The organism is Siphonobacter aquaeclarae, assembly GCF_900103285.1.
GTDB classification, from domain to species: domain Bacteria; phylum Bacteroidota; class Bacteroidia; order Cytophagales; family Spirosomataceae; genus Siphonobacter; species Siphonobacter aquaeclarae.
The window spans coordinates 206,066-229,693 of record NZ_FNGS01000010.1 but is presented as its reverse complement, the minus strand read 5'-3'; the positions used below and the strand labels follow the sequence as shown (position 1 = coordinate 229,693).

The following is a 23,628-nucleotide window of genomic DNA, read 5'->3' as shown; positions in this document are numbered from 1 at the left end:
AAATCCTCCACCATGCTTGTCATTCCCCAACCCAGTACCCGCCCCGGAATGGGCGCTGTTTTTCTGAAAAATGAAGGAACCAGTTTCCGCGTCTGGGCGCCGAATGCTTCGGAAGTAAGCCTTGCGGGCGACTTCAACGACTGGCAGCCCGAGCCTCTTTCCCTTGAAGAAAATGGATTCTGGAGCCTCTTTCACGAAAAAGCAGAAGCAGGCCACCAATACAAGTTTCACCTGAAAACCCCGGCCGGCATACTCGAACGCAACGATCCCTATGCGCGGGAAGTGACCAATTCGGCCGGTAATTCGGTTGTATACGATCCGTCGTTCGACTGGGGCGAAGAAGAAGCCCGCTTCCGTATCGACGATTGGAACCAGCTTGTCATCTACGAACTGCACATCGGTACCTACTACGCGCCGGAAGAAGGCCACCCGGGTACATTCCGGGATGCCATTGCGCGGCTCGACTACCTGCGCCTGATCGGTGTCAACGCGATCGAAGTAATGCCGATTGCTGAATTTCCCGGAGATTATTCCTGGGGCTATAATCCGGCACACCCTTTCGCGGTGGAGTCCGGCTACGGCGGCCCGAACGGATTCAAGGAGCTGGTGCGGGAAGCACACCTCCGCGGAATCGCGGTCGTCCTGGACGTCGTCTATAACCACTTCGGCCCATCTGACCTGGACCTCTGGCAGTTTGACGGCTGGAGCGAAAACGACAAGGGAGGTATCTACTTCTACAATGACTGGCGTGCCACAACCCCCTGGGGTGATACCCGGCCTGACTATGGCCGTGCAGAAGTCCGCCAGTACATCCGCGACAATGCAATTATGTGGATTGAAGAGTTCCACGTCGACGGCCTCCGTATGGACATGGTACCCTATATCCGCCACGTAAACGGAGACGAAAACCCGGAAGGTATGCTACAGGACGGGTATTCGCTCATCCGGTGGATCAACGGAGAAATCCGGGAGAAGTACCCGCACAAGTTTACCGTCGCCGAAGATCTTCACGGCCTCGACCTCATCACTGCGCCGGTACAGCAGGGAGGTTTGGGATACAGCAGTCAGTGGGACGCCGATTTCGTCCATCCGGTCCGCGATGTACTCATTCAGCCCGACGATGCCGGGCGCGATACCGGCAAAATCCGGACGGCACTCGAGCGCCGGTACAACGGAGATCCGTTTCAGCGCGTGGTATATACCGAATCGCATGACGAAGTCGCGAACGGCCAGGCGCGCGTAGCTCAGGAAATTGCGGAAGATGTGAACGACTTTTTCGCCAAGAAACGCTCTACCCTAGGCGCGGCGCTGGTTTTGACGGCACCGGGTATTCCGATGCTCTTCCAGGGGCAGACGATACTGGAGGACAAGTGGTTTGACGATGCCGATCCGGTTGACTGGAGCCGCCTGCTTACGTTCCGGGGTATTGCGAAACTCTACCGCGACCTGATCGGACTCCGGCGAAACCTCGACGGATGGACCCGCGGACTGACGGGACCGAACATACAGGTCATGCACGAAAACACGACAGACAAGGTCATCGCCTATCACCGTTGGCTCGACGGGGGGCGTCAGGACAGCACGGTCGTCGTCGCCAACTTCTCGAACCAGACATTCGATTCATACCGGATCGGCCTGCCCGCTTCCGGGCTATGGAAATTACGTTTTAACAGTGATTTCGGGGATTATGACGAAGAATTCACCAATCTGTCGGTATACGATACCCTGGCGCTGGATGAGCCGCTCGACGGCCTGCCCTCTTCGGCAACCATCAGCCTGGCGCCCTATGGAGTACTTATTTTTTCACAGAACGCAAACGAATAAGCACTGCTGGCACGTTCCTTTGTGCAAACCAATACAAACAACCTTTATCTTATGAAAAAGCAATTCATGACGTTAGCGTCCGCATTTGCCCTGAGTCTTTTTGTCCTGACCGGCTGCACCGAGAAAGACAAGCACAAAGCTGCCGATGACGCGCAGGAGGCCCAGGAAAAAGTCGAAAAGGCTGCCGACGACACCAAAGACAAGGTGAAAGAAGCCTATGACGATGTTGCTTCGGATGTAAAGGACGCTACCGCGCAGACCAAGGAAGAAATCGAAAAAGAGCGGAAAGAATTCACCCTCAAGATCGAGGATGAAAAAGTAGCGCTTCAGAAGGAAATCGACCGGGTAGACGCCAAAATCCGTTCCGCCAAAGACAAGGAAAAAGACCGCTGGAAAGAGCGTAAAGCCAAACTGGAGTCGGAAAAGAACAAGCTTGACGCTTCGCTCAAGGACCTGAAAAGCGACGCGAAGAAGGAATGGAAGGACTTGAAGAAAAGCCTGAACGACAAGATTGACGAAGCGCAGAAGAGCCTTCAGGACTGATAAACGCTATCAGGTATACGTAAAAAAGGACGACCGGCCGGTCGTCCTTTTTTACTGTGGAATCAGTTCCCTCATGACAGGTAAGACCGGAGCATCCAGGATACCTTTTCGTGGTAGCGGAGAAGGCCGGTCAGGAAATCGGTTGTGCCGGTGTCGCTGGTTTTGCTTTCCGTGATTTCGATCTGGTCGCGGAGCCAGCGGCTCAGTGCCTGGTGATCGTGGAGCAACTCTCCGATCATCGACAGCGGTTCGTTGTACGGGTGTTTGGTTTCCTTGAGGCTGGCAAATTTCAGGAATTCGGCCATTGAACCGATCGGGTGCTGACCAAGGGCGCGGACGCGCTCGGCGATTTCGTCGATCTGTTCAGCCAGTTCGTTGTACAGGCGCTCAAAAAACTCGTGGTACTCGATGAAGCTCGGGCCAACCACGTTCCAGTGGTAATTCCGGGTTTTGACGTACAAAACGTGTTCATCTGCCAGAAGGGTGTTGAGGATATCGGTAACGGTCCGGATGTTGGCATCGGAAATCCCCAGTTCGACGGCGGCTTTGGCCGATGCAGTGATCGTATCTTTCATAAAAATCTTTTTCCGGAAAGAGCAAAAAGACTGTACCCGGGAAACAATTTCCGACAGGAAAACCGGGCAAAAAATTCAACGGAGAACGGCTTCCACAGAATGGAAGCTGAGGGGCTTTTCGAGGAAGGCATCTGCGCCGGATGCGAGGGCTTTTTCCCGGAGATTACTCATTGCACTGATCATGACAATGCGGCTGTCAGGATGCCGCCGCCGCCAGTCCGGCAGGACGTCGAGACCTATGCCGTCGGGCAGGTTATTATCAAGAAAAACCACGTCAGGATGTCCGGATTGGAACTGTTCAAGCCCTTCTGTCAAATTATTGGCATAGCTGACGTCCGCCTGCTTTCTGCGAAGGAAGCTTCCAAGGAGCAAACACAAATCCTCTTCATCATCGACGATCAGTACTTTCATATCCATCAGAGTATGCAAACGTAGAGGGGCAGGAAACGTGAACCCGGTCAAAGGCTCTAAAAAGATTGGGCAAGTCCGGTGGACTTGCCCAATGCCGATCTTCCACCTAACCTAAAACACCTGTACGGTGCGGTATCCGAGCCAAATATATAAAAAAATATTCCATTTTAAAATGTGTGTATTTTTCCCCAAATTGGGTCAGGCCAGGACTGAAAAACCTTTTTTCCTCACCGGAAAAAGGGCAAAACCGACCAAACAGCGTATCAATTGATTTGTTTATCACATTCCGCCCAGTCCGAGTAAGTTTTTTTCGGAAAATTGCCGGTATGGCACAGGTGTTTAACACCGGAGTCTGTATTTCGAAGTCTCACCATTTAAACCGAAGATGTTATGTCTAACAACGGTAAAATCTTTTTGGGAATCGTAACAGCTGCGGCTGCGGGTGCGGTGATCGGACTGTTGTTCGCACCGGATAAAGGGTCCGAAACGCGTGGCAAGATGAAAAAGCAGGTGAATGATGCAGCGGACGAAATCCTCAAAGCGATTCAGAAAGGGAAAATCACCCTCGAAGACCTGAAAGGCCAGGCCACTACGAAAGCGACCGAGCTCCGCGATAAGGCCCGTACTAAATTCGAAAACTTCCAGGCACATGCCGAAGAAGCAGCCGACTCAGCCAAGAAGAAAGTTAACGAACAATTAGGTTAATCACTGACGGTTCGTCTGATGAAAGGGGGACTCGTACGGAGTCCCCCTTTTTTAATTTAACCCGACTCACGCTGTTTGCCCATGGAACCCTTCAAAGACCTGAAAAACTCTGCAGAAGATCTATTTGAACATGTTACGGAGTACATCGAAGCCCGCTGGAACCTGACCGTTCTGAAAACCGCAGACCGCATTGCCGACGGTGTATCGTCGCTTGCTGCGGTGCTGATCCTGGCTGTATTCGGGGGCATGGTGTGCCTTTTTGGCAGTATTGCCCTGGCCTTGTGGATCGGCGAACAAACCGGCAGTATGGCCGGCGGCTTCGCCTGGGTGGCACTCGGCTATGCCGTGCTGACCGGCATCCTGTACCTCGTGCGGGGGCAGTTTATCAAGATGCCTGTCCTCAACGCCTTTATCCGTAAATTTTACGTCGACTAGCTTCCATGGGAACAAGTATTCAGAATCGATCCGACCTTGTCGCTGAGCAGGCCCGGCTGACCAACCAGCTGGAAACCTCGCGGGCGCAGATCCGACAGCAGCTGTCCGGTATCAAGGAAGAAATAAATCCGGCGAAACAGGCATTCAAGGTCGCCACCGGCCTCATGGCCCGTCCGCAAAACGCATTACTGCACCTGGGTATCGGAAAAGGTGTGGATCTGGCCCTGGCACTTACGCCGATCGGCCGGGCTGTCTGGCCGGTTCGGGTGTTGCTGCCGCTGGTACTGAAGCGCGCCACGACCAACTACCTCTCGCAAAACCGGGATGAAGTACTGGAGAAGACGCTCCGCTGGGTAAGGAATGTGACGGAAGAACGCCCGCCAAAGCCGAAACGCACGGCGAAAGAACGCTTTTTCCGTTGGGTGAAACGGGTCACGGACGACCCGGCGCCGGCCAGCCGCGTACCGCTCTGACCTACCGGCCTGGAATAGAGGCCACCTGTAGCCAGAAATGGCCGAAGCTCCTGACGATCTGCAGCAACTGATCGAACGAAATGGGTTTCGTAATGTAGCAATTTGCTCCCGACTCATACGTCCGCAGAATATCACGCTCCGAGTTGGACGTTGTCAGTACCACCACCGGAATAGACCGCAGCTCGGGATCCTGCTTGATCTCGGAAAGCGCTTCCCAACCGTCCTTTCGGGGCATATTCAGGTCGAGGAAGATAATACCCGGCCGGGGATATTTCTCGGCATCTGCATACTGCCCCTGGCGGGTCAGGAAATGCATCAGCTCTACCCCGTCAGAAACAAAGAAAAGCTCGTTGGTAAACTGATTGTCCCGGAACGCTGTCTTGATGAGAAACCGGTCGTCCTCATCATCATCGGCGATAAGGATGGGTATTTGCGTATTCATAGAGTTAAACATGCGGCGCTGTGCGGCGGCGCTAGTCGATCGTAAATCCTTCGGTGTCTGAATCAGAGGGCAGATAAAACGTAAATATAGCACCTTCGCCGGGTTTTCCCTCGGCGAAAATATACCCGCCGTGGTTGGTAACGACCCGGCGGCAAATCGCCAGCCCGATCCCCGTACCGCTGTAGGAAGACTTCCCGTGGAGGCGCTGAAAAATCACGAAAATCTTTTCGGCATACTCCGGCTCAAAGCCGATTCCGTTGTCGATCACCTGAAACCTGTGGTACCGTTGTTCTTTCCGGATTTCCGAATCAAGTCCGGGGATATCCTGCCCGGACACTTCCTCGTGGCGTATTTCAATCACCACTTTTCCGGTACTTTTCGAAAACTTGAGCGCATTGCTGAGCAGATTGATGAAGAGCTGCCGGATCTGGTTAGGGTGGGCCATCAGCTCAGGCAGGGGATCGCAGTGAATCTCCGCCTGATGCTCGGCGATGCTCATCGACAGATCCGATTCAACTTCCTGGAAAATGCGGTTAAAGTCCGTCGGCTCTGTCGCATCGGGATTATTGACCATGCGGGAGAACGTCAATAGGTCGTTGATCAGCCCCTGCATGCGTTCGGCAGATCCGGAAATCTTATCGAGCATGATTTTTCCTTCTTCCGTCAGTCCGTCGCGCTGTTTCATCAGCAGGCGGTCGGCAAACGCCCGGATTTTGCGGAGCGGCTCCTGTAAATCATGAGACGCAACATAGGCAAACTGCTCCAGCTCGGCATTCGACCGGTTCAGCTCTTCCACTTTCTTTTCCAGGTCTTTCTGCGTCTGCACCCGCCGGCGCAGCTCCTTGTGGAGGAAGAACGCAGATAGTACCAGCAGCCCGCCGGCCAGAAAAGCCAGCACCAGCAGGTATGCCGGTGTGAGGTTGAATTTCCGTTCCCGGGCCGACATGCGTCCATCCAGAATCCGCCGTTCTTCCTGCTGCATTTCCTGAACAACCGACTTAACGGCGTCCATCGTCGCTTTTCCTTTCAGGACGTTGGCCTGCTCGATGGTTTTGGATACTTTTTTCTGGGAAGAGAGACGAATGTTTTCATCTGTTACCCGCCAGTTGTCCCGAAGCAGGCTGCGGATAATCCCCAGGCGGCGCAACTGGTGAACATTATCCCGGGAAAGCGAATCCATCCGTTGCATGGATACCTCATAGGCATCACGCGCGTCGTGGTAGGATTGAAGAAAGCGTTCGTTGTTTGTCAGCAGGTATCCGCGCAGCCCTGTTTCCGCTTCCCTCACCCGTGACATCATTTTTTCACTTTCCAGGATGACCTGGTACGTATGATCCACCCGGTCATTGAACCAGACGGCCGTGCGTACCTGGTCCAGACACAAGTAGGTCAGGAGAATAAGCACAGCCATCGCAGAGGCTGCCGAAACGTTCAGCAACCATACGGTAGAACCTTTCATTCGATATGATTCAGTGGTCGATTTTCTACACTTTGGGGAAATAAGAGGATGTTCCCGTTTGACCCCTCTTTTCCTACCGGTTCGAAATCAGCACTTTCCCTTTTGGTGTTTTTCTATGGTCGTCATGCAAAAAAAGCTTGATAATCAATAAAAAAAGCATGCAACGCCGGTCTGCGTTCACCCTCCTGCTTCCGGGTGGCCTGAAATTATACGTTTCTCCCCTACCGCCACTTAATTCCAAACCGCTTTGACTTATGAGTACTTCCGTAAATTTATCGCAAACACAGAAGCATACGCTGAAGGTCGCCCCGCAGCAGATTCAGTTTCTGAATTTCCTTCAGCTGACGACCGTGGAGCTGGAGCAGCACCTGCGGAACGAACTCGAAGAGAACCCCCTCCTCGAAGAAGGGCAGAACGAAGAGGCCGCTGAGGAGACGTCCCCTGATTCCGAACCCGTTACGGCCGAGTTTGATACGCCTGAAGGGGTGGAGGATTTCCGGGACTGGGACGAATTCGGTCATGATGATATCCCTGAATACAAACTCCGCCTCAGTCAGGACCCCAATGCAGATGACGATCTGTACGCCTCTCCCATCGTAGAGCAGGAAACCTGGCGGGAAGCGATCAAGGAGCAGGCCCGCTGGCTCGACCTTTCCGAAGAACAACGTGAACTTGCCTTTTTTCTGATTGATTCACTGGACGACGACGGCTTTTTGCCCGCCGATGCCGAATCACTGGCTGACGACTACTCCTTCGGGCATGGAATTTTTATCGACAGTACGAATGTTGAGGACGTTCTTTCCTGCATCAAAGAGGAGCTGGACCCGCCGGGTCTTGCCGCCAGAGATCTGCGGGAATGCCTGCTGTTGCAGCTTGAACGCCGGAAAGCAACACCCGGATCACTCCGGGCGCTGGATATTGTAACCGAGTGTTTTACGGAACTCTCCAACCGCAATTTTGAAAAGATCTGCCGCGTACTCAGCCTGTCCGAAGAAGAACTCCGGGAAGCGCTCGCGACGATCGCCAAACTGAATCCCCGACCGATCACCGGCGGAAATACCGATTCCATGCTGGTCAAGAGCGGTATCGTTCCGGATTATATTCTCCACTACGACGACTACGGTCGCATCGAAGTGACGCTCAACCGGGGCAACTGGCCCGATATCCGGGTCAATCATTCGCTGACGGGACTCATCGGTTCCAGCCGCGAGCGCGGTGCGGCAACGTACCTGCGGAATAAACTCCAGTCGGCTCAATGGCTGGTCGATGCCATCCGTCAACGGGAAAATACCATGGAAAAGACGATGCGTATGCTGGTTCACCTTCAACGCCCGTTTTTTGAAACGGGAGATGTCCGTCAACTCAAACCGATGATTCTGAAGGATGTAGCCGAACGGATCGGAATGGATATTTCGACTATTTCACGGGTGACCTCGGGGAAATACGCCCAGACGCCGTTTGGCCTGCTTCACCTGAAGACGCTCTTTACGGAAGGTATCCGGACGGAAACAGGCGAAGAAGTTTCGAACAAAGCCATACAGCAGGCGCTGGTGGAACATATTTCGGCGGAAGACAAGCGAAAACCGTTTAACGATTTCGATCTGATGCGGCTTCTTGCGCGGCAGGGCTATATGATCTCCCGGCGGACAGTCGCCAAGTACCGGGATCAGCTCGGTATTCAGGCGGCTCAATACCGGCGGGGTGTATGACTCCACGCCGGAATCTGTATTTTTAACCTCTCATTGGCTACGGAACTACCAACCCCGTAAAGGCGATTTTACAGGTGCCTAATAATTGTTCTCTATGCAGAAAATTCTCGTAATTGACGACGATACGGACATCTGTCTGCTTCTCAGGCGATTTCTGGGCCGCAACGGCTTCGAAGTCGCCATTGCCCATACCGGCGCCTCCGGTCTGGAACAGCTCACGGAGTTCAAGCCGGATCTGGTGATGACCGACTTCCGCCTCGGCGATATGGACGGCGGTCAGTTACTCGTCCGGATCAAGGAACAGTTCCCGCATGTACCCGTCATCGTCATCACGGGCTATTCCGATATCAAGATCGCGGTCAGCGTGATGAAGCAGGGAGCATTTGATTATGTAACAAAACCCCTCTTCCCGGACGAAATCCTGGTAACGATCCGCAAGGCGCTCTCCAACGAAGCCAGACCGACCGGCGAGGAAACCGTCGCGGCGGCTACTCCCGCAACCCGCCGGGAACCGGAGCAGTACCTGTTCGGCAACGGACCTGAATCGAAGTACCTGTTCCGGCAGGTAGACCTCGTCGCACCGACCAACTACAGCGTCATTATTTACGGGGAAAGCGGTTCGGGGAAAGAGGCCGTCGCCCAGGAAATTCACAAACGCAGCAAACGTTCATCCGGTCCTTTTGTGGCGATGGACTGCGGTGCTATTTCGAAGGAGCTGGCCGGATCTGAGCTCTTCGGCCACGAAAAAGGCGCTTTTACCGGAGCGCTCAACCAGAAGATCGGGCATTTTGAGCAGGCACACGGCGGCACCCTTTTTCTCGACGAAGTCAGCAATCTGCCTTACGACGTGCAGGTATCCCTGCTTCGCGTAGTACAGGAACGCAAGCTTCGCCGGCTCGGCGGCAGCAAGGAAATTCCGATTGATGTCCGCATCATCGTTGCCTCCAATGAGCGGCTGATTGAATCGGCCCGTAAAGGACGGTTCCGGGAAGATCTATACTACCGGTTCAACGAGTTCAGCATCGACGTACCTCCGCTGCGCGAGCGGCATTCGGACATCATGCTCTTTGCCGATTACTTTCTGCAGGCAACGAACCGGGAGCTCGGAAAGCGGGTACAGGGCTTTGCAGACGACGTCATCCGGCTTTTCATGCACTACGAATGGCCGGGTAATCTCCGGGAAATGCGAAACGTCATCAAGCGGGCTACGCTGCTGACCGACGGCGAGCGGATCGAATCACGGGACCTGCCTTTCGAAATCGTCCATTTCAACAAACTTCAGTCGCTCGATTCCCAGCAGCCGCTCCCGGTATTTGTACCGGAGCCGGTGATCGCTCCGTCCGTCCCCGTTTTTCCGGAAACGATTGTTCCGGAAGCGACAAGGATACCGGAGAAGCCCAACCTGCGCTCAGCGGCCCTGGAAGCGGAATATGACATGATTCTGAAGACGTTGAAACAGGTGAATTTTAACAAGAGCAAGGCAGCTATTCTGCTCGGTATTGACCGGAAGACGCTGTACAACAAAATGAAGAATTACCATTTGTCCTGAGTCCGGTCATGTCCTGACGCGCGCTACCGAAGAAAGATTCCCGATCTGGCTTCGGTTTTGCTTTTCCCCCGGATTATATGCCTACCGTTTTTGATAGCCACGTCTACCTCCAGGAGGCCGAAAGTCTCCTCAAATTCGGGACGTTCGACTGGCAGACCGGCCAGGAAACCATTCTCTGGTCCGAAGGGCTGTACAAGGTATTCGGCTTCACCGAACCTTTTCCGCCTGTCACCGTCGAATGGTATATGCAGCATGTGCACGAAGACGACCGCACGCGGCTGCAGGAAGAGTTCCGGCGTATGCTGGTCTCGCCCGAACCCATCGAAGTGCAGTACAGGGCCCGCTCCTTTACCGGAGAAGAACTGGTACTGATCTCGCGCGCCCGGCGCGTAGATGAGGATGACCGTATCCGTCTCGTCGGTATTTCCGCGGATATTACGGCCAATACCCGTTTTCAACATGAATTGAAAGACAAGGTCAGCGCGCTTGACCGCTCCAACCATGAGCTGGAGCAGTTTGCCTATATCGCCTCGCATGACCTCCAGGAGCCGCTCCGGAAGATTACCTCGTTCGGCGAGCGGCTCCAGGCCCGGCACCACGTTAGCCTCGGCGAGGAAGGCCGGCACTATCTTTCCCGGATGCTCGACGCTACCCAGCGCATGAAGCTGCTCATCGAAAGCCTGCTGAGCTATTCCCGGCTTTCCCGGCCGGAGGAGCCGTTTGTACCGGTCGACCTGAACGTTGTCATCACCAATGTACTGAGCGATTTTGAACTCCGGCTTTCGGAAACAAACGCCCGGGTCGAAACCGGCAAACTACCTGTGGTATCCGGTCTGGCTACGCAGCTGCATCAGTTGTTTCAGAACCTGATCAGCAATGCGCTGAAGTTTATGCCGACAAGCCAGCAGCCGCAGATTACGATTGAATCGCGGGTGGCTACCCGGCAGGAAGTCGGGGAGTATCGTCTGCCATTGGGGCAAAAATTCTACACTATTTCAGTAACGGATAACGGCATAGGCTTCGAGGAAGCCTATTCGGAACAGATTTTTACCCTGTTTCGTCGGTTGCACGGCCGATCGGAGTACGAAGGTGCCGGCATGGGGCTGGCTATCTGCAAGCGTATCGTGGAAAATCACGGCGGCGTCATTTTCGCCCGGAGTCAGCATCACCAGGGGACATCTTTTGTTCTCCTTCTGCCCGAGCAACAGAAAAATGAAATGAGGTAGCGCCGGGCGAACCTTTCCCTGGCGCCACCGTACGCCATGAAAACGATACATCATAAAAAGCCGGTTGTTTTACTGGTCGCCGATGACGATGAAGACGACCGGGAAATGACCCGGGAAGCACTGGAGGAGAATTTCGTCCTCAATGAAATACGGTTTGTCGCAGACGGCGTCGAACTCACCGATTACCTTCTCCGGCGCGGACGGTATGCCGACCCCGCGAGCAGTCCCCGGCCGGGATTGATACTCCTCGATCTCAACATGCCCCGCAAAGACGGGCGGGAGGCTCTCAGGGAAATTAAAACCAATCCGGACCTGCGCAGTATTCCGATTATTGTGCTGACTACCTCGCAGGCAGAAGAAGATATCGTCAAAAGCTATGACCTGGGCGTCAACTGCTTCATTACCAAGCCGGTGACCTTCCGGGACTTCATCGAAGTCACCAAGTCGCTCGGGCAATACTGGTTCGAAATCGTTCAGCTCCCTTCTGTCAGGGAATAGTGTCATCAATACCAGAAAGAATGTATGAGCGAAATAACCCGGGTTTTGATCGTCGATGACGACGAAGATGACTTCCTCCTGACGACAGAGTACCTCCGCGATATTCCCGGACGGCAATTTCAGACCGACTGGGTCAACGGATATGCCGTCGCGATGGAGAAGATCGACTCCCAGACCCATGACATTGTGTTCGTGGATTTTTACCTGGGGGCGAAAACCGGTCTCGATCTGATCGAGGAGGCGCATCAGCGCGGCATCTTCGTTCCGATGGTACTGCTGACAGGACGCGGAGACCGCCGTGTGGACGAAGAAGCGACCCGCCGCGGAGCGATGGATTACCTCGTCAAGCGGGATCTCGACGCGGAGAAACTGGAGCGCTGTATCCGGTATGCGCTTGAGCGCGCCGCTACGCTCAATAGCCTGAGAGAAAGCGAATTACGCTACCGAAGTCTGTTTAATCAGCTGCGGGAAATGATCTTTCTGGCGACGCCGGACGGTACTTTCCTGTACGTCAATCCAAACGGTACGGAACTGCTCGGGTACTCATCGGACGAGTTCCGGACACGCCGCGTACCCGAGTTATTCGAAAGTACCGACCGGTATGCCCTTTTTTCAGGTATGCTGGATCAGTTCGGGGAAATCGAGGATTTTGAGGTTGCGCTGGTGACGAATCTCGGGGAAAAACGGTACTGCACCATTTACGCCAGCCTTCAGCCGGATGGTTTTGGCTCTCAGCAGATACAGGGAATTGTCCATGATATCACGGCCCGGAAAAAAGCCGAACGGGATGCCCTGTTGTCGGAGAAAGTAGCCGCTACGGCCCGCCTGGTGCGGACGCTGGCGCACGAAGTCCGCAATCCGCTGACGAATATTAACCTCTCGGCAGACGAGCTCGTCAATGGAATAGACGACGAAAACCTGAGCGTTTATCCCCAGATCATCAAACGTAATTCCCAGCGGATCAACGATTTGATTTCGGAATTGCTCAATTCTTCCCGGCAGACGGAGATGTCGCTCGCCCCCTACCCCATTCATCAGATTCTGGATGAGACGCTATCCCTGGCGCTCGACCGGATTCAGCTGAAGAGTATTTCGCTGGAAAAAGAGTACGGAGAAGATTGCCTCGTGCGGGTAGACAAGGAGAAGATCAAAATTGCCCTGCTTAATATTGTTGTCAATGCCATAGAGGCAATGGAACCTGAGGCGGGGGTCTTGCGGATCGGAAACCACGTCGCCGGAGAAAATTGCTACGTCCTGATTCAGGATAATGGGGCAGGTATCCCCGCGGAACACCTGGGCCGGCTTTTCGAACCGTATTTTACCTCCAAAAACAACGGTATCGGATTGGGTCTGGCGGCTACGCTGAGCATTGTTCAGTCGCACAAGGCGAGTATAGATGTAGAATCAGAGGTGGGACGGGGAACGGCCTTTACCATTCATTTCCCGCTGGCGGGTGCCTGATATTCTGTGTATTCTGTGCTTTCTGTGAGCTTAAATTTTTTTCTCACAGAAAGCACAGAATACACAGAAACGGCGTCTTAGTTCAGTTGCTTTTCCACAAACTTACCCGACGCTTTTTCCTTCAGTACGACCACCCGGCGGCCGTCGTGCGTCATTTCTTCCTTGATGAGGTAGTGGTCGGCGTCGTATTCGGTCAGGTGCCCTTCCTTGGTCAACCCTTCCTGACCGCGCCAGACGGGGAGGTCTACTTTTTCCCAGATACCTGTTTTGGCGGAGCGGTACGCTGCGTCAATAATCGCATTGACGACATAGCCATCGTAAAATGTCTCTGCCGGCTCCTGCCCTTTTTCGAAGGCGTTAAACATGTCCGTAAACATGTGGTTATAACCGAGGTCGTTGACTTCGTCTCCGACCGGAAACAGCCATCCTGAGTCGCTTTCGGCCTTTTCTGCGATGTAGTCGCCTCCCTTGCCGGTGGTGAACATCTCGAATCCTGTCCGGAGGAAGTTGTTGATCCAGATCGTGCCTTCGGTACCCATGACTTCGTCGCGGAGGTCCATTCCGCCGCGGAACGTCCAGGAGGTTTCGAACTGCGCGATGGCACCGTTTTCGTACTTGATGAGACCGATGGCGTGGTCTTCGGCGTCGATCGGCTTCACCTGCGTATCGGCCCAGCACATGACTTCGACCGGCTTGATATCCTTTCCGATGAAACTACGGGTGATTTCGATGCAGTGGCAGCCGAGGTCGAGGATACAACCGCCGCCGGCCTGCTCCTTGTCCCAGAACCAGGACGAGTGCGGCCCGGGGTGGGTCTCCCGCGATTTCGCCCAGAGAATACGGCCCAGCGAACCTTCCTTCACCGATGCCAGCGCCTTGAGAAACTTCGGTGTGTAGCAGAGGTCTTCGAGGTATCCGGCAAAAATACCGGCCTCTTCCACCGCTTTAAGCATGCGGAGGGCTTCTTCGCCGTTACGCCCGAGGGGTTTGGTGGTGATAACAGCCTTTTTGTGTTTGACACAGGCCATCACAGCCGGTTCATGCAGGTTATTGGGAAGGGCGATGCAAACCAGGTCCACACTGGGATGCGAGATAACCTCTTCCATATCGGTACTCCAGAGGTCGCATCCGTAATCGTCCGAAAATTTGCGGGCATTTTTCTCGCTCCGGGCATAAATGGCGACAACACGGTCGCGGGAGCGTTGTCCATGAATCGATTCAGCGTAAAAACGCCCGATGAAGCCCGAGCCGAGCATGGCAATATTGGCCATTGAAGTAAAGGTTTAAACGTTGGTGGTTTTCTTTTCCTGAAAGACGGCGATAAACAGTACCAGAATCACGGCTGCGATACCGGCCGGAAACATCCAGAAGCTGCGCCAGTCGACCGTACTGCCCGTCGTAAACATATCTTTCAAAATACCGGAAATGTAGGAGCCGATTCCCATGCCTACGCCGTACGTGGCGAGGGTGATGAGGCTTTGGGCCTGGGTTTTGATCCGTTCGCCGGCTTTGTTGTCGGTATAGATCATCCCTGTTACAAAGAAGAAATCATAGCAGACGCCGTGCAGAATGATGGCGAGGTAGAGGATCCACTCGCCCGACCCCGCGTCTCCAAATCCGAAGCAGAGAAAGCGGACAATCCACGCCAGCAGGGCTACAATAAACGTCCATTTTACCCCGAGGCGGTTGTAGGCAACGGGCAGCAGCAGCATAAAAATAACTTCCGATGCCTGGCCGAGGGACATTTTGCTTTCGACGTTCGTCATACCCGAATCCGTCAGCGACGGGTTCGCCATCGCATAGTAAAACGACAGGGGAATACAGATCAGAACGGACGACAGGAAAAAGATCAGAAAAGAGCGGTCTTTGAAGAGTACCAGCGCATCCGTACCGAGAATCTGCCCGATAGAAGCCGGTCCGCCGGCCTTCGGCGGCGTGTCCGGTAGCGTAAACGCAAACAGGCCCAAAACGACCGAAGCACCCATGGCGAGGTGAAAAATGGTCACCGTCGCTCCAAACCCCATGTTTCCGATGATGTTTCCGACCACGATCCAGGCGATGGTACCCAGCACGCGGATACCCGGAAATTCCTTTTCCGGTTTTGCCATCTGGCTCATGGCGATGGTACTGGTCAGCGCGAGCGTCGGCGTGAAGGTCAGGCAATATGCCAGCAGGAGCCAGAAAAAGGCATCCGGACTCGACGCCTGTGTCAGAAACCAGAGAATCCCGGCGCCGAGCAGATTCAGCACGCCGAGTACTTTCTGGGCGGAGAAGTACCTGTCGGCAACCATCCCGACAAAGAACGGCGCCAGAATCATCGCAATGGAGAAGGTGGAAAAAGCAGCGCCCTGCTGCTCCCCGGTAGCACCGAGCGCGGTACCGAGGTATTTAGTGACCTGCCCATACCATGCGCCCCAGGTAAAAAACTGGAGAAACATCATGACCATGAGCTGAATCCGGGTGGAAAGCTTCATCAGATCGTTTGTTGTTTAGAGGAAAACGTGCCGGAATGTGCCAAAGCCTGCCCGGCTTTGCGAGTTTAACAGTTTTCGGGAATATTCTCTTTTTTCCGGAACGTTTTGTTTTCGGAACAACCGCCGGCAGCGTCCTGCGTGTCTTTCCCGCTGGAAAACTAACTGTATCTTTGGGCGGCCCTCCGGAGGAACCCTGCCTCCGGGCCGCAATAGCCGACAGCTGAATGAAAACGACCTCTCCGCCGCCTGCACAACCCGCCGGGCGTTCTGTTCTGATCTACCTCTACCTGACACTTCTCGCCCTGATCGGCTGGTTTGTGTTTCAATATGTCTTTGATAAAAAACTCTCCCTTACCGGAGATGCCACCGACTACTACATCCTTGGAAAGGCTATCGCGCAGGGCGATGGGTATGTGGGTATTCTGGGGCCGGAGAAGGTCCCGGCCAACCACTTTCCTCCGGGTTATCCCTTCGTGATCGCCGTTATCATGAAGCTGTTTTCAGACAAGACAACGACGATACAGGCCTTTAACGGCTTCTTTCTCATTGCTTCGGTACTGATGCTGTTTGACCTGTTCCGAAGAATGGGCCGGAATATTCAGCTGGCTTTTGCCGGCGCCCTGCTGGTATTGCTCAACTTCTATATCCTGCAATATTCGTCGATGATGATGAGCGAGATGACGTACTTCTTCATCTCGCTGCTGGCGCTATGGCTTTTTGCCCGGGCAGATATCTCAAAAGCGCCCTGGAAGGACCCATATTTCTGGGGATTTGCCGTCTGCGTAGTCTTTTCCTACTACGTCCGACAGACGGGGCTGATGATACTGGCGGGCGCCGGGCTGTACCTTCTGTTCCGGAAAAAGTGGCTGCATATCGTCTTCATGGGAGTGATTTTCTTCCTCGGAATTCTGCCCTGGCAGATACGGGCGGCAAAACTGGGCGGCGACAGCCACGTCCGGGACATGCAAATGATCAATCCGCTTCGCCCGGAAGAAGGCGTCGTGCAGGGTTTCGGGGGGTGGGTCGACCGCTTCTGGCACAATACCGAGCGGTACATCACCCGGGAAATTCCTTCCGGCGTTCTGAGTACGAATATTGACGATTATACTCTGCCGGTCAGTTCAGGTGAATGGATGGCAGGTTTGCTGCTGCTCGTCGTGACGGCGTTTGGCTGGTACCACCTGCGGCAGTTTCGCCTGCTGATTGCCGGGTATGCAGCGGCGACATTCGCCCTGCTGCTCATTTACCCGGAGGTATGGACCGGAAACCGGCTCATGCTGCACCTGGTGCCTTTCCTGGTATTCTGCGGCTTGTATGGATTGTGGTATGGCATCGGGCTGGCGCTTCAGAAGGCAGGCGTGACCAGTCCAGCGGTGCGTAACGTAGCTATACCGCTGGCATTCCTGTTGTTGATTCCGGGGATGATCGGGCAGGCCGCGACCGAAACGCGGCCGGGGTCAGGTATCAAGTACCTGCGGCAGATCGCCCGCGTTCCGGGCTATGACCCTGCTCATGAGAACTATTTCCAGGCAGCCGCCTGGATACGGGAGAACGCGCCGAAAAATTCGATGGTCATCTGCCGGAAGCCCAGCCTTTTCGTCGTCTTCTCGGATAGCTATGTATCGAACTACCGGTTCACCGAAAATCAGAAAGAGTTTCTGGATTACCTCCGGCAGCGGAAAACCGCCTTCGTCGTCATCGATGCCCTCGGGTATGCCTCTACGCCGCGGTACCTGATTCCGGTCGTACAGGCGAACCCGGATAAGTTTGAGATTGTCCTTCAGCTTCAGAACCCCGATACGTATCTCGTACGCTTCCGCGACGAATTCGGCTGGCATGGAGAGTATGATGCGAAAGGAATGCCCAAAGGCAAAGGAGAGTACCGGTTTATGGATGGGCGCAAGCTTGTCGGAACGTTCTCTGATGCCCGGATGATCTCACTGACGGGTACAGGGACGATGTATGATGTAAAAGGGAATTCGCTGGGGAATGTGACGTTTGTGAACGGACAGCAGGGGAGGTAGTGAGAAGAGGCTGTCTCGCCCGCCTTCCGGGCGAGCCCCCGGGCTGCGCCCGGGGTTAATGGGGTTAGACCCCTTCGGGGTCAGGCTTGTGCGGGTAGTTATCCGCGGCCCCATGCCCCCGGCCCTCTGCCTAAGTTAAGACCAATAAAAAAAGCCTCCGTGAAGGAGGCTTTTTTTATTGGTCTTAACTTACTATTGCTTGTGACGCTTTTCGTCAGAGACAGTAAGTTTCCAGCGACCACGTGCGCGACGAGCGGCCAGCACACGACGTCCGTTCGGAGTACTCATCCGCTCACGGAAGCCATGCTTGTTGCGGCGCTTGCGGTTCGACGGTTGGAAAGTCCTTTTCATTGCCGAGTGATTGATTGTTTATCTTTACCTGTTGTCCTTACGCACCGTTGCGCTTCAGGACAACAACGGATTACGCATTTTTTCAGAATCGAGCGGCAAAATTAGCCATAAAAATCCGATTAACAAGCTGTCTATCTGAAAAAAGGGATTTTTTTTAACCGTTCCGGTGTTGGTCACTACAGAGAAGGCCTGCCCTGCCAGCCTGTTGCGTTTTACGGGAAGAATGGCTTGTTTTGCCCTTCGTTCACGTCTATAGCATCACTTACCTGATTGACAGTCAATTGGTCTTCTCTCCTAGGTAAACGATAGAAATGATAAAGTTTTTGTAGATTCACGCCAATTAGACGGGTTACTTCATCTCTATGATTTCCAAAAAAGCCAAATACGCCCTTAAAGCACTGAAAGTACTTGCCCAGGAATTCGGAAGCCAGAAGCCGGTGCTGATCTCGTACATCGCCGAGCAGGAAAAGATCCCGAAGAAGTTTCTGGAGGCCATTTTGCTGGACCTTCGCAACCACGGTATTCTTCAGAGTCAGAAAGGCAAGGGAGGAGGCTACATGCTCCGGCTGCCGCCCGAAGAAGTCAACTTCGCGAAGGTACTCCGGATCATCGACGGGCCGATTTCTCCCACCTTGTGTGTGTCGCTCTACTTTTACGGGAAATGTGATGACTGCGCCGATGAGCACACCTGCACCCTCCGGAATGTGATGCGCAAATGGCGCGACGCCAACCTGACGGTACTTGAGCAAACAACCATCGCCGACCTGCTCGTCGGAGCGGTGAACCTCGAAACACCGGGAGTTGCCTGATTAAAAAGGAAGACGCAAGCGTCTTCCTTTTTTGTTACGCAGTCTGGTGATACAGCGTCAGGCCGGCAATCGGCGTTTCCATGACAACTCCTACCGTAATCCCTCTTTCCTGCGCCACCCGGCGAAGTATGTCGGAATAGTAAAAGGCGACGGATCCGGTGAAGTGAACCTTGTACTTCCGGCAGTCCGGGTACTTTTCCACGTACTTTTCAAAGAAGATTTCGAAGTTGCGCACCACCAGGCCGTAGGCAAACGCATGCGTCCGGTTGTCGAACAAAAACTTGGAAAACGAAGCGAAATACCGGTTTGGATACGGTTTCTGATAGGCGTTTTCCAGTACCGTATCCCGGTTGACGTCCGGATACCGCTTGTGAAACTTCTGATACAGATCCTCCGGCATTTCCTTGTGCAGAAACGCCTGTACCAGCGTTCTGCCGAGGTACCCGCCGCTGCCTTCATCGCCGAGCCAGAAACCCAGCGTATCTACTTTAAAGGTAATATCTCCGTCTTCCACAAAACAGGTATTGGAGCCGGTGCCGAGAATACAGGCGATACCGGCATCGTGCCCGCAAAGCGCACGCGCGGCGCCGAGCATATCCGAATGGGCTTCGATATGGCCGGCTTCCGGGAAAACGGCCTGGATGCTTTCAGCAACGACCTCTGCCTTTGCGGCATTGTTGATACCGGTTCCGTAGAAGTAGACGTCGGTGACGGGCTCGGTCACTAGCGGTTTAAGTTTGTCAGCGATTTCGGCCGAAATCGCCTCCCGGGTCTGGAAATAAGGATTGAATCCTACGGTGCGGGCCTGAGAGACGGACCCGTCGGCTCCGAGGAGCCGCCAGTCTGTTTTCGTCGACCCGCTATCTGCAATCAGTTGCACGTGCTGTCCTTTTGTTGTTTCAGACTCCAAGTTTACAGCGGCAAAAGGAGATAATTGCCATACTCCGGCATATTCCTGCAAAAAACCGCAGCCAGGGTGTGCATTGCCGGTTCCGGCTCTTTTTCGTACCTTGCTTCCGACACCGTATTGCTATGCAAAATCAGCACCGTCACCGGAACTCTTACCTGCTCGACCCGGCCAAATCACGCCGGACCGCGACAGCCGGTGCCGTATACGGGCATTTCTGTCAGCTTCACCGCATCCGGACGTCATCCGACCAGCTTCTGTACGTCATCGCCACCGCCAGCGGCATTTAGGCCCTGTTTGTGTTTTGGTTGTTTTTCCGGTGAATACTCCTTCACGGGTTTCTTTTCCTATTTCCTGCTATGAACGCTACCCAGCATGCCATCGCGCTTGAAGACAAGTACGGCGCGCATAACTATCACCCTCTGCCCGTGGTACTCACCCGCGGCGAGGGCATTTTTGTCACGGATGTCGAAGGAAAACGTTACTTCGACTTTCTCTCGGCCTATTCGGCTGTCAATCAGGGGCATTGCCACCCGCGGATTGTCGCCGCCCTGACCGAACAGGCACAGCGACTTACGCTTACTTCCCGGGCGTTCTATTCCGACAAACTCGGGGAATGCGAGCAGTACCTTTCCGCTTATTTCGGGTACGACAAAGCCCTGCTGATGAACTCCGGCGTGGAAGGCGGAGAAACAGCCCTCAAACTCACCCGGAAATGGGCCTACAAGGTGAAAGGTATCCCTGACGGGCAGGCGAAGACGGTATATGCCGCCGGGAATTTCTGGGGCCGTACGCTGGCGGCTATCTCGGCGTCAACCGATCCGAGCAGCCGGAATGACTACGGTCCGTTTTTGCCCGGGTATGAGATCGTTCCCTACAACGACCTTGCGGCGCTGGAGGCTGCCTTTGCAGCTGATCCGCATATCGCAGGCTTCATGGTCGAACCGATTCAGGGAGAAGCCGGGGTAGTAGTGCCTGACGAAGGGTACCTTCGTGGCGTAAGGGAACTTTGCACCCGCTACAACGTGCTTTTTATCGCAGACGAAGTACAAACCGGCCTCGGGCGTACCGGGCGCCGCCTCGCCTGCGACCACGAAGACGTACGGCCTGATATCCTGGTACTCGGGAAGGCGCTTTCCGGAGGTACCTACCCCGTTTCCTGTGTGTTAGCCGACGACGAGATCATGCTGACCATCCGGCCCGGTGAGCACGGAAGCACATATGGCGGCAACCCGCTTGCCTGCGCCGTGACGATGGCGGCGCTCGACGTCATCCGGGATGAGCAACTGGCTGAAAATGCCGAAAAAATGGGGCAGCTCTTCCGCGACCGGATGAATCAGCTGAAAGCAGTGAATCCCCTTATTACGGAAGTACGCGGGAAAGGCCTGCTCAACGCCCTGGTTATCAATGACTCAGAAGAAAGTGACGCCGCCTGGAACCTCTGCCTGGCGTTTATGAAAAAAGGCTTGCTGGCCAAGCCGACGCACGGAAATAAAATCCGGTTCGCGCCGCCGCTGGTGATAACGGAAAGGCAGATGGAGGAGGCATGTGCGATAATTGAAAAAGAAGTCGAAAAGATACATGTCTAAGGTGATCCGAATACTCCTCACCTTCAAACGTGCCAAATCTGCATATCACTTACATCTGATCCAAGCATAATAAAAACACGAAAAGTCCAGTGAAAATCGAACTCTTCGTGTTTCCGCTAAAATTTCCTGAACTTCTAGCTCAGATATTGACAAATCTAAACCTTATCACCATAAAGGCGCACCTGAGGTATTCCACTCATTTGACGGATCATCTCCTAAAATTTGTTGTTTAATATTCCCATTCACCTCAACCAGAAAATAATGGTTTGGCTCATAATAAGAATACTCGAACCGATGCAAAGGAATTTTATAATCCCATCTGATAATCGAATAGTCACTGTAATCAAAATCAGAATTAACAGTACTCTGCTCAATTGTCCCGGTTGTACCGATCTTGACTGCCTTAGAATTCCCCCAAATATGGCAAGTAAGATAGCGATACTCACTGGCAGGTTTCCAGCCTGATCCCCAATATTCCAGCTTAATACGGAGCATTAAATGACCTACATATCTTTTTAGAATGTTGCGTCTAGGCGCAATCTGCGGGTCCAAGTCTTCGTAATAAGTAACAAGCTCGTGAACGAATTTCATTCTGCTGCCGAATGTAGATCCGTTACTCATCTGACGAAATTCATTCTGGTATCTCGCATTGATCTCATCTGCTCCAATACCAACTCGGCCTCCCTTGGAGGAAACAATCCCATTACTTGAAAGCCCAAAGCGAGCCTTGATATACTTTGGATCAATATCTGTTCCATCGTTCAAATTATTGAGGACCGCACCTTCCGTTACAGGAACTCCATACTTTATACCCTTGGTCACATCATATTTAAAAACGGTATCCGCAACCTGATATTCCAGTCTACTATTTAGAAAGTAATAAAAATAAGCAGGAAAAGGCAAAGTATCGGTTGTGTTTTGCCTAATTACCTGTTCCAGCGATACAAAACCAGAATGGCGCGACATCGGGCTGTCACCAGGTTGCTTTCGCTGCAGGGCTTTGACAAAGTTATCGAATGTAGAATTATTGCGAAAAACTAAGCGTTCGTTTTCTACCTTTATATCTTGCAATGCTGGTTCGACTTGACCTTTCATGCAGCTAAAAGCAAGCACAATAAAAACGACTGGTACAAAAATAGTTTTCTTAGACATTGTATAAATCCATTTTACCAGAGAGGGTTTCCGGTGTTATTCCAAGAATTTGACAGAAGATCTCCAACTACCAATTGCTCTATAGAGCCTGAAACTGTAATGTTAAAATAATGGTCTTGATATGGAGAAATATAAGAAAATCGTTGAAGTTCAATTTTGTGTACTCCTGAGGCAATGGCAAGTGTATTAAAACTAAAGTCTTTTCTGTTTGAAACCGGGGTAGTCAAATCTACGGGGTCAACCCATCCTACTGGATCCGACGTTGTCGACACATGAGAATCTCCATTAATTTTTAATGTCACATACCTAATTTCTCCTGCGTCTTTCCATCCTGAGCTCGACATCCATTCCATCTTTACCAATAAATACGAATAACATTTTACCCGCATAACCAACCCAGATTCTATAATACGTTCAGAGTAGGTCATTAATTCGTGAACATACTTTCGTCTGCCTCTGACTACGTTCTCAAGATATCTCTCTTGAAAAAATTCTTTTTGGTGTCGTCCATCTAATGCATTTCCGTTCATGGTTACCCTACCAGACTTACTATTTGTAGTAGTAGGAGAATCAATTTGGAACCGAGCAACTATATACTTATTTCTTGTTTTTGTGTCTATATTTTTAAACTCATCTAGCTCTTTCAATGGTATAGCAAATTTTACTCTTTCCAACATATCATATCGATAAACAGTATCCGCAACCTGATATTCCAAGTTTGAATTCAACAAATTATAGTAACAAGAAGGAAAAGGAAAAGTATCGTTCTTTGTCCTTGCAACAAGACTACGTAAAGAAGTAAACTCCGATTCCAGAAACTTTTTCCGAAATTTTTCTTCATCTTCTATTTTTGAAACGCGACCAAGAGTTTGTTCAAACTGTCGACTACTAGAGAAAACAAGTCGACCATTAACTACCGAAATATTTTCCTCATTGGAAAGAGCTTCTTTCTCGCAAGAAGTCAAGAAAAAAAACAGCAGTATACTCAAAAAGAATGTGTATTGTTTCATAA

General features: G+C 52.8%; 24 protein-coding genes. 14 read left to right on the top strand and 10 right to left on the bottom strand.

The annotated features are described in order from the left end of the window. Positions 1-12 precede the first annotated feature (12 nt). Complete coding sequence (locus BLR09_RS22905; protein WP_093208173.1) at positions 13-1,824, top strand: alpha-amylase family glycosyl hydrolase; 1,812 nt, start codon at positions 13-15, stop codon at positions 1,822-1,824. A 51-nt stretch (positions 1,825-1,875) separates the two neighbouring features. Next, complete coding sequence (locus tag BLR09_RS22900) at positions 1,876-2,367, top strand: hypothetical protein (protein WP_093208172.1); 492 nt, start codon at positions 1,876-1,878, stop codon at positions 2,365-2,367. A 71-nt stretch (positions 2,368-2,438) separates the two neighbouring features. On the opposite strand, the gene BLR09_RS22895 is transcribed toward BLR09_RS22900, so the two are convergent. Both BLR09_RS22895 and BLR09_RS22890 read right to left on the bottom strand, forming a co-directional pair. Continuing rightward, positions 2,439-2,942, bottom strand: coding sequence for a Dps family protein (locus BLR09_RS22895; protein ID WP_093208170.1), 504 nt, complete (start codon positions 2,940-2,942; stop codon positions 2,439-2,441). Positions 2,943-3,017: 75 nt separating this feature from the next. Continuing rightward, a complete protein-coding gene (locus tag BLR09_RS22890) occupies positions 3,018-3,353 on the bottom strand; it encodes a response regulator (RefSeq protein WP_245690000.1) in 336 nt (111 codons plus the stop codon). A 390-nt stretch (positions 3,354-3,743) separates the two neighbouring features. Between BLR09_RS22890 and BLR09_RS22885 the strand changes: the two genes are divergently transcribed. The 3 genes from BLR09_RS22885 to BLR09_RS22875 all read left to right on the top strand — a co-directional run bounded on the left by BLR09_RS22885 (position 3,744) and on the right by BLR09_RS22875 (position 4,966). Continuing rightward, positions 3,744-4,058: a YtxH domain-containing protein gene (locus BLR09_RS22885; RefSeq protein WP_093208166.1), complete on the top strand. Its 315-nt coding sequence runs from the start codon at positions 3,744-3,746 to the stop codon at positions 4,056-4,058. Between the two features lie 81 nt (positions 4,059-4,139). Continuing rightward, on the top strand, positions 4,140-4,493 hold the full coding sequence (locus BLR09_RS22880) for a hypothetical protein (RefSeq protein ID WP_093208164.1): 354 nt from the start codon (positions 4,140-4,142) through the stop codon (positions 4,491-4,493). Between the two features lie 5 nt (positions 4,494-4,498). Then, complete coding sequence (locus BLR09_RS22875) at positions 4,499-4,966, top strand: hypothetical protein (RefSeq protein WP_093208162.1); 468 nt, start codon at positions 4,499-4,501, stop codon at positions 4,964-4,966. Position 4,967: 1 nt separating this feature from the next. Here the strand turns inward: BLR09_RS22875 and BLR09_RS22870 are convergent, their stop codons facing one another. Both BLR09_RS22870 and BLR09_RS22865 read right to left on the bottom strand, forming a co-directional pair. Beyond that, entirely contained in the window at positions 4,968-5,408 is a 441-nt protein-coding gene (locus tag BLR09_RS22870) for a response regulator (protein WP_245689999.1), read from the bottom strand. 31 nt (positions 5,409-5,439) lie between these two features. Continuing rightward, positions 5,440-6,867, bottom strand: coding sequence for a sensor histidine kinase (locus BLR09_RS22865; RefSeq protein ID WP_093208159.1), 1,428 nt, complete (start codon positions 6,865-6,867; stop codon positions 5,440-5,442). Between the two features lie 254 nt (positions 6,868-7,121). Between BLR09_RS22865 and rpoN the strand changes: the two genes are divergently transcribed. The 5 genes from rpoN to BLR09_RS22840 all read left to right on the top strand — a co-directional run bounded on the left by rpoN (position 7,122) and on the right by BLR09_RS22840 (position 13,310). Next, entirely contained in the window at positions 7,122-8,576 is a 1,455-nt protein-coding gene (gene rpoN / locus BLR09_RS22860) for an RNA polymerase factor sigma-54 (protein WP_093208157.1), read from the top strand. A gap of 94 nt (positions 8,577-8,670) precedes the next feature. Beyond that, a complete protein-coding gene (locus BLR09_RS22855) occupies positions 8,671-10,125 on the top strand; it encodes a sigma-54-dependent transcriptional regulator (RefSeq protein WP_093208156.1) in 1,455 nt (484 codons plus the stop codon). Positions 10,126-10,202: 77 nt separating this feature from the next. Then, a complete protein-coding gene (locus tag BLR09_RS22850; protein WP_093208154.1) occupies positions 10,203-11,351 on the top strand; it encodes a sensor histidine kinase in 1,149 nt (382 codons plus the stop codon). Between the two features lie 36 nt (positions 11,352-11,387). Then, positions 11,388-11,849, top strand: a complete 462-nt coding sequence (locus BLR09_RS22845; RefSeq protein WP_093208153.1) for a response regulator — start codon at positions 11,388-11,390, stop codon at positions 11,847-11,849. A 24-nt stretch (positions 11,850-11,873) separates the two neighbouring features. Next, positions 11,874-13,310: a hybrid sensor histidine kinase/response regulator gene (locus BLR09_RS22840; protein WP_093208151.1), complete on the top strand. Its 1,437-nt coding sequence runs from the start codon at positions 11,874-11,876 to the stop codon at positions 13,308-13,310. Positions 13,311-13,387: 77 nt separating this feature from the next. On the opposite strand, the gene BLR09_RS22835 is transcribed toward BLR09_RS22840, so the two are convergent. Continuing rightward, entirely contained in the window at positions 13,388-14,581 is a 1,194-nt protein-coding gene (locus BLR09_RS22835) for a Gfo/Idh/MocA family protein (RefSeq protein WP_093208149.1), read from the bottom strand. Between the two features lie 12 nt (positions 14,582-14,593). Beyond that, positions 14,594-15,784 carry a nucleoside permease gene (locus tag BLR09_RS22830; RefSeq protein WP_093208148.1) on the bottom strand — a complete coding sequence of 397 codons (1,191 nt, stop codon included), beginning with the start codon at positions 15,782-15,784 and terminating at the stop codon, positions 14,594-14,596. A 224-nt stretch (positions 15,785-16,008) separates the two neighbouring features. Here BLR09_RS22830 and BLR09_RS22820 point away from each other — a divergent pair, with 224 nt between their 5' ends. Further along, a complete protein-coding gene (locus BLR09_RS22820; RefSeq protein WP_093208144.1) occupies positions 16,009-17,808 on the top strand; it encodes an ArnT family glycosyltransferase in 1,800 nt (599 codons plus the stop codon). A 192-nt stretch (positions 17,809-18,000) separates the two neighbouring features. On the opposite strand, the gene rpmH is transcribed toward BLR09_RS22820, so the two are convergent. After that, positions 18,001-18,159, bottom strand: a complete 159-nt coding sequence (rpmH, locus tag BLR09_RS22815) for a 50S ribosomal protein L34 (RefSeq protein ID WP_093208143.1) — start codon at positions 18,157-18,159, stop codon at positions 18,001-18,003. 362 nt (positions 18,160-18,521) lie between these two features. Here rpmH and BLR09_RS22810 point away from each other — a divergent pair, with 362 nt between their 5' ends. After that, positions 18,522-18,968, top strand: coding sequence for an RrF2 family transcriptional regulator (locus BLR09_RS22810; protein ID WP_093208141.1), 447 nt, complete (start codon positions 18,522-18,524; stop codon positions 18,966-18,968). A 34-nt stretch (positions 18,969-19,002) separates the two neighbouring features. Here the strand turns inward: BLR09_RS22810 and BLR09_RS22805 are convergent, their stop codons facing one another. Then, on the bottom strand, positions 19,003-19,848 hold the full coding sequence (locus BLR09_RS22805; RefSeq protein ID WP_093208197.1) for an N-acetylglucosamine kinase: 846 nt from the start codon (positions 19,846-19,848) through the stop codon (positions 19,003-19,005). 152 nt (positions 19,849-20,000) lie between these two features. Between BLR09_RS22805 and BLR09_RS25605 the strand changes: the two genes are divergently transcribed. Beyond that, a complete protein-coding gene (locus BLR09_RS25605) occupies positions 20,001-20,165 on the top strand; it encodes a hypothetical protein (protein ID WP_176785644.1) in 165 nt (54 codons plus the stop codon). A 69-nt stretch (positions 20,166-20,234) separates the two neighbouring features. Beyond that, entirely contained in the window at positions 20,235-21,464 is a 1,230-nt protein-coding gene (rocD, locus tag BLR09_RS22800) for an ornithine--oxo-acid transaminase (RefSeq protein ID WP_093208140.1), read from the top strand. Between the two features lie 165 nt (positions 21,465-21,629). Here rocD and BLR09_RS22795 read toward each other — a convergent pair whose 3' ends face one another. Then, entirely contained in the window at positions 21,630-22,616 is a 987-nt protein-coding gene (locus BLR09_RS22795) for a hypothetical protein (protein ID WP_143011195.1), read from the bottom strand. Between the two features lie 14 nt (positions 22,617-22,630). Then, positions 22,631-23,626 (bottom strand): hypothetical protein, encoded by a 996-nt coding sequence (locus BLR09_RS22790; RefSeq protein ID WP_093208137.1) that lies wholly within the window; start codon positions 23,624-23,626, stop codon positions 22,631-22,633. Positions 23,627-23,628: the final 2 nt, after the last annotated feature.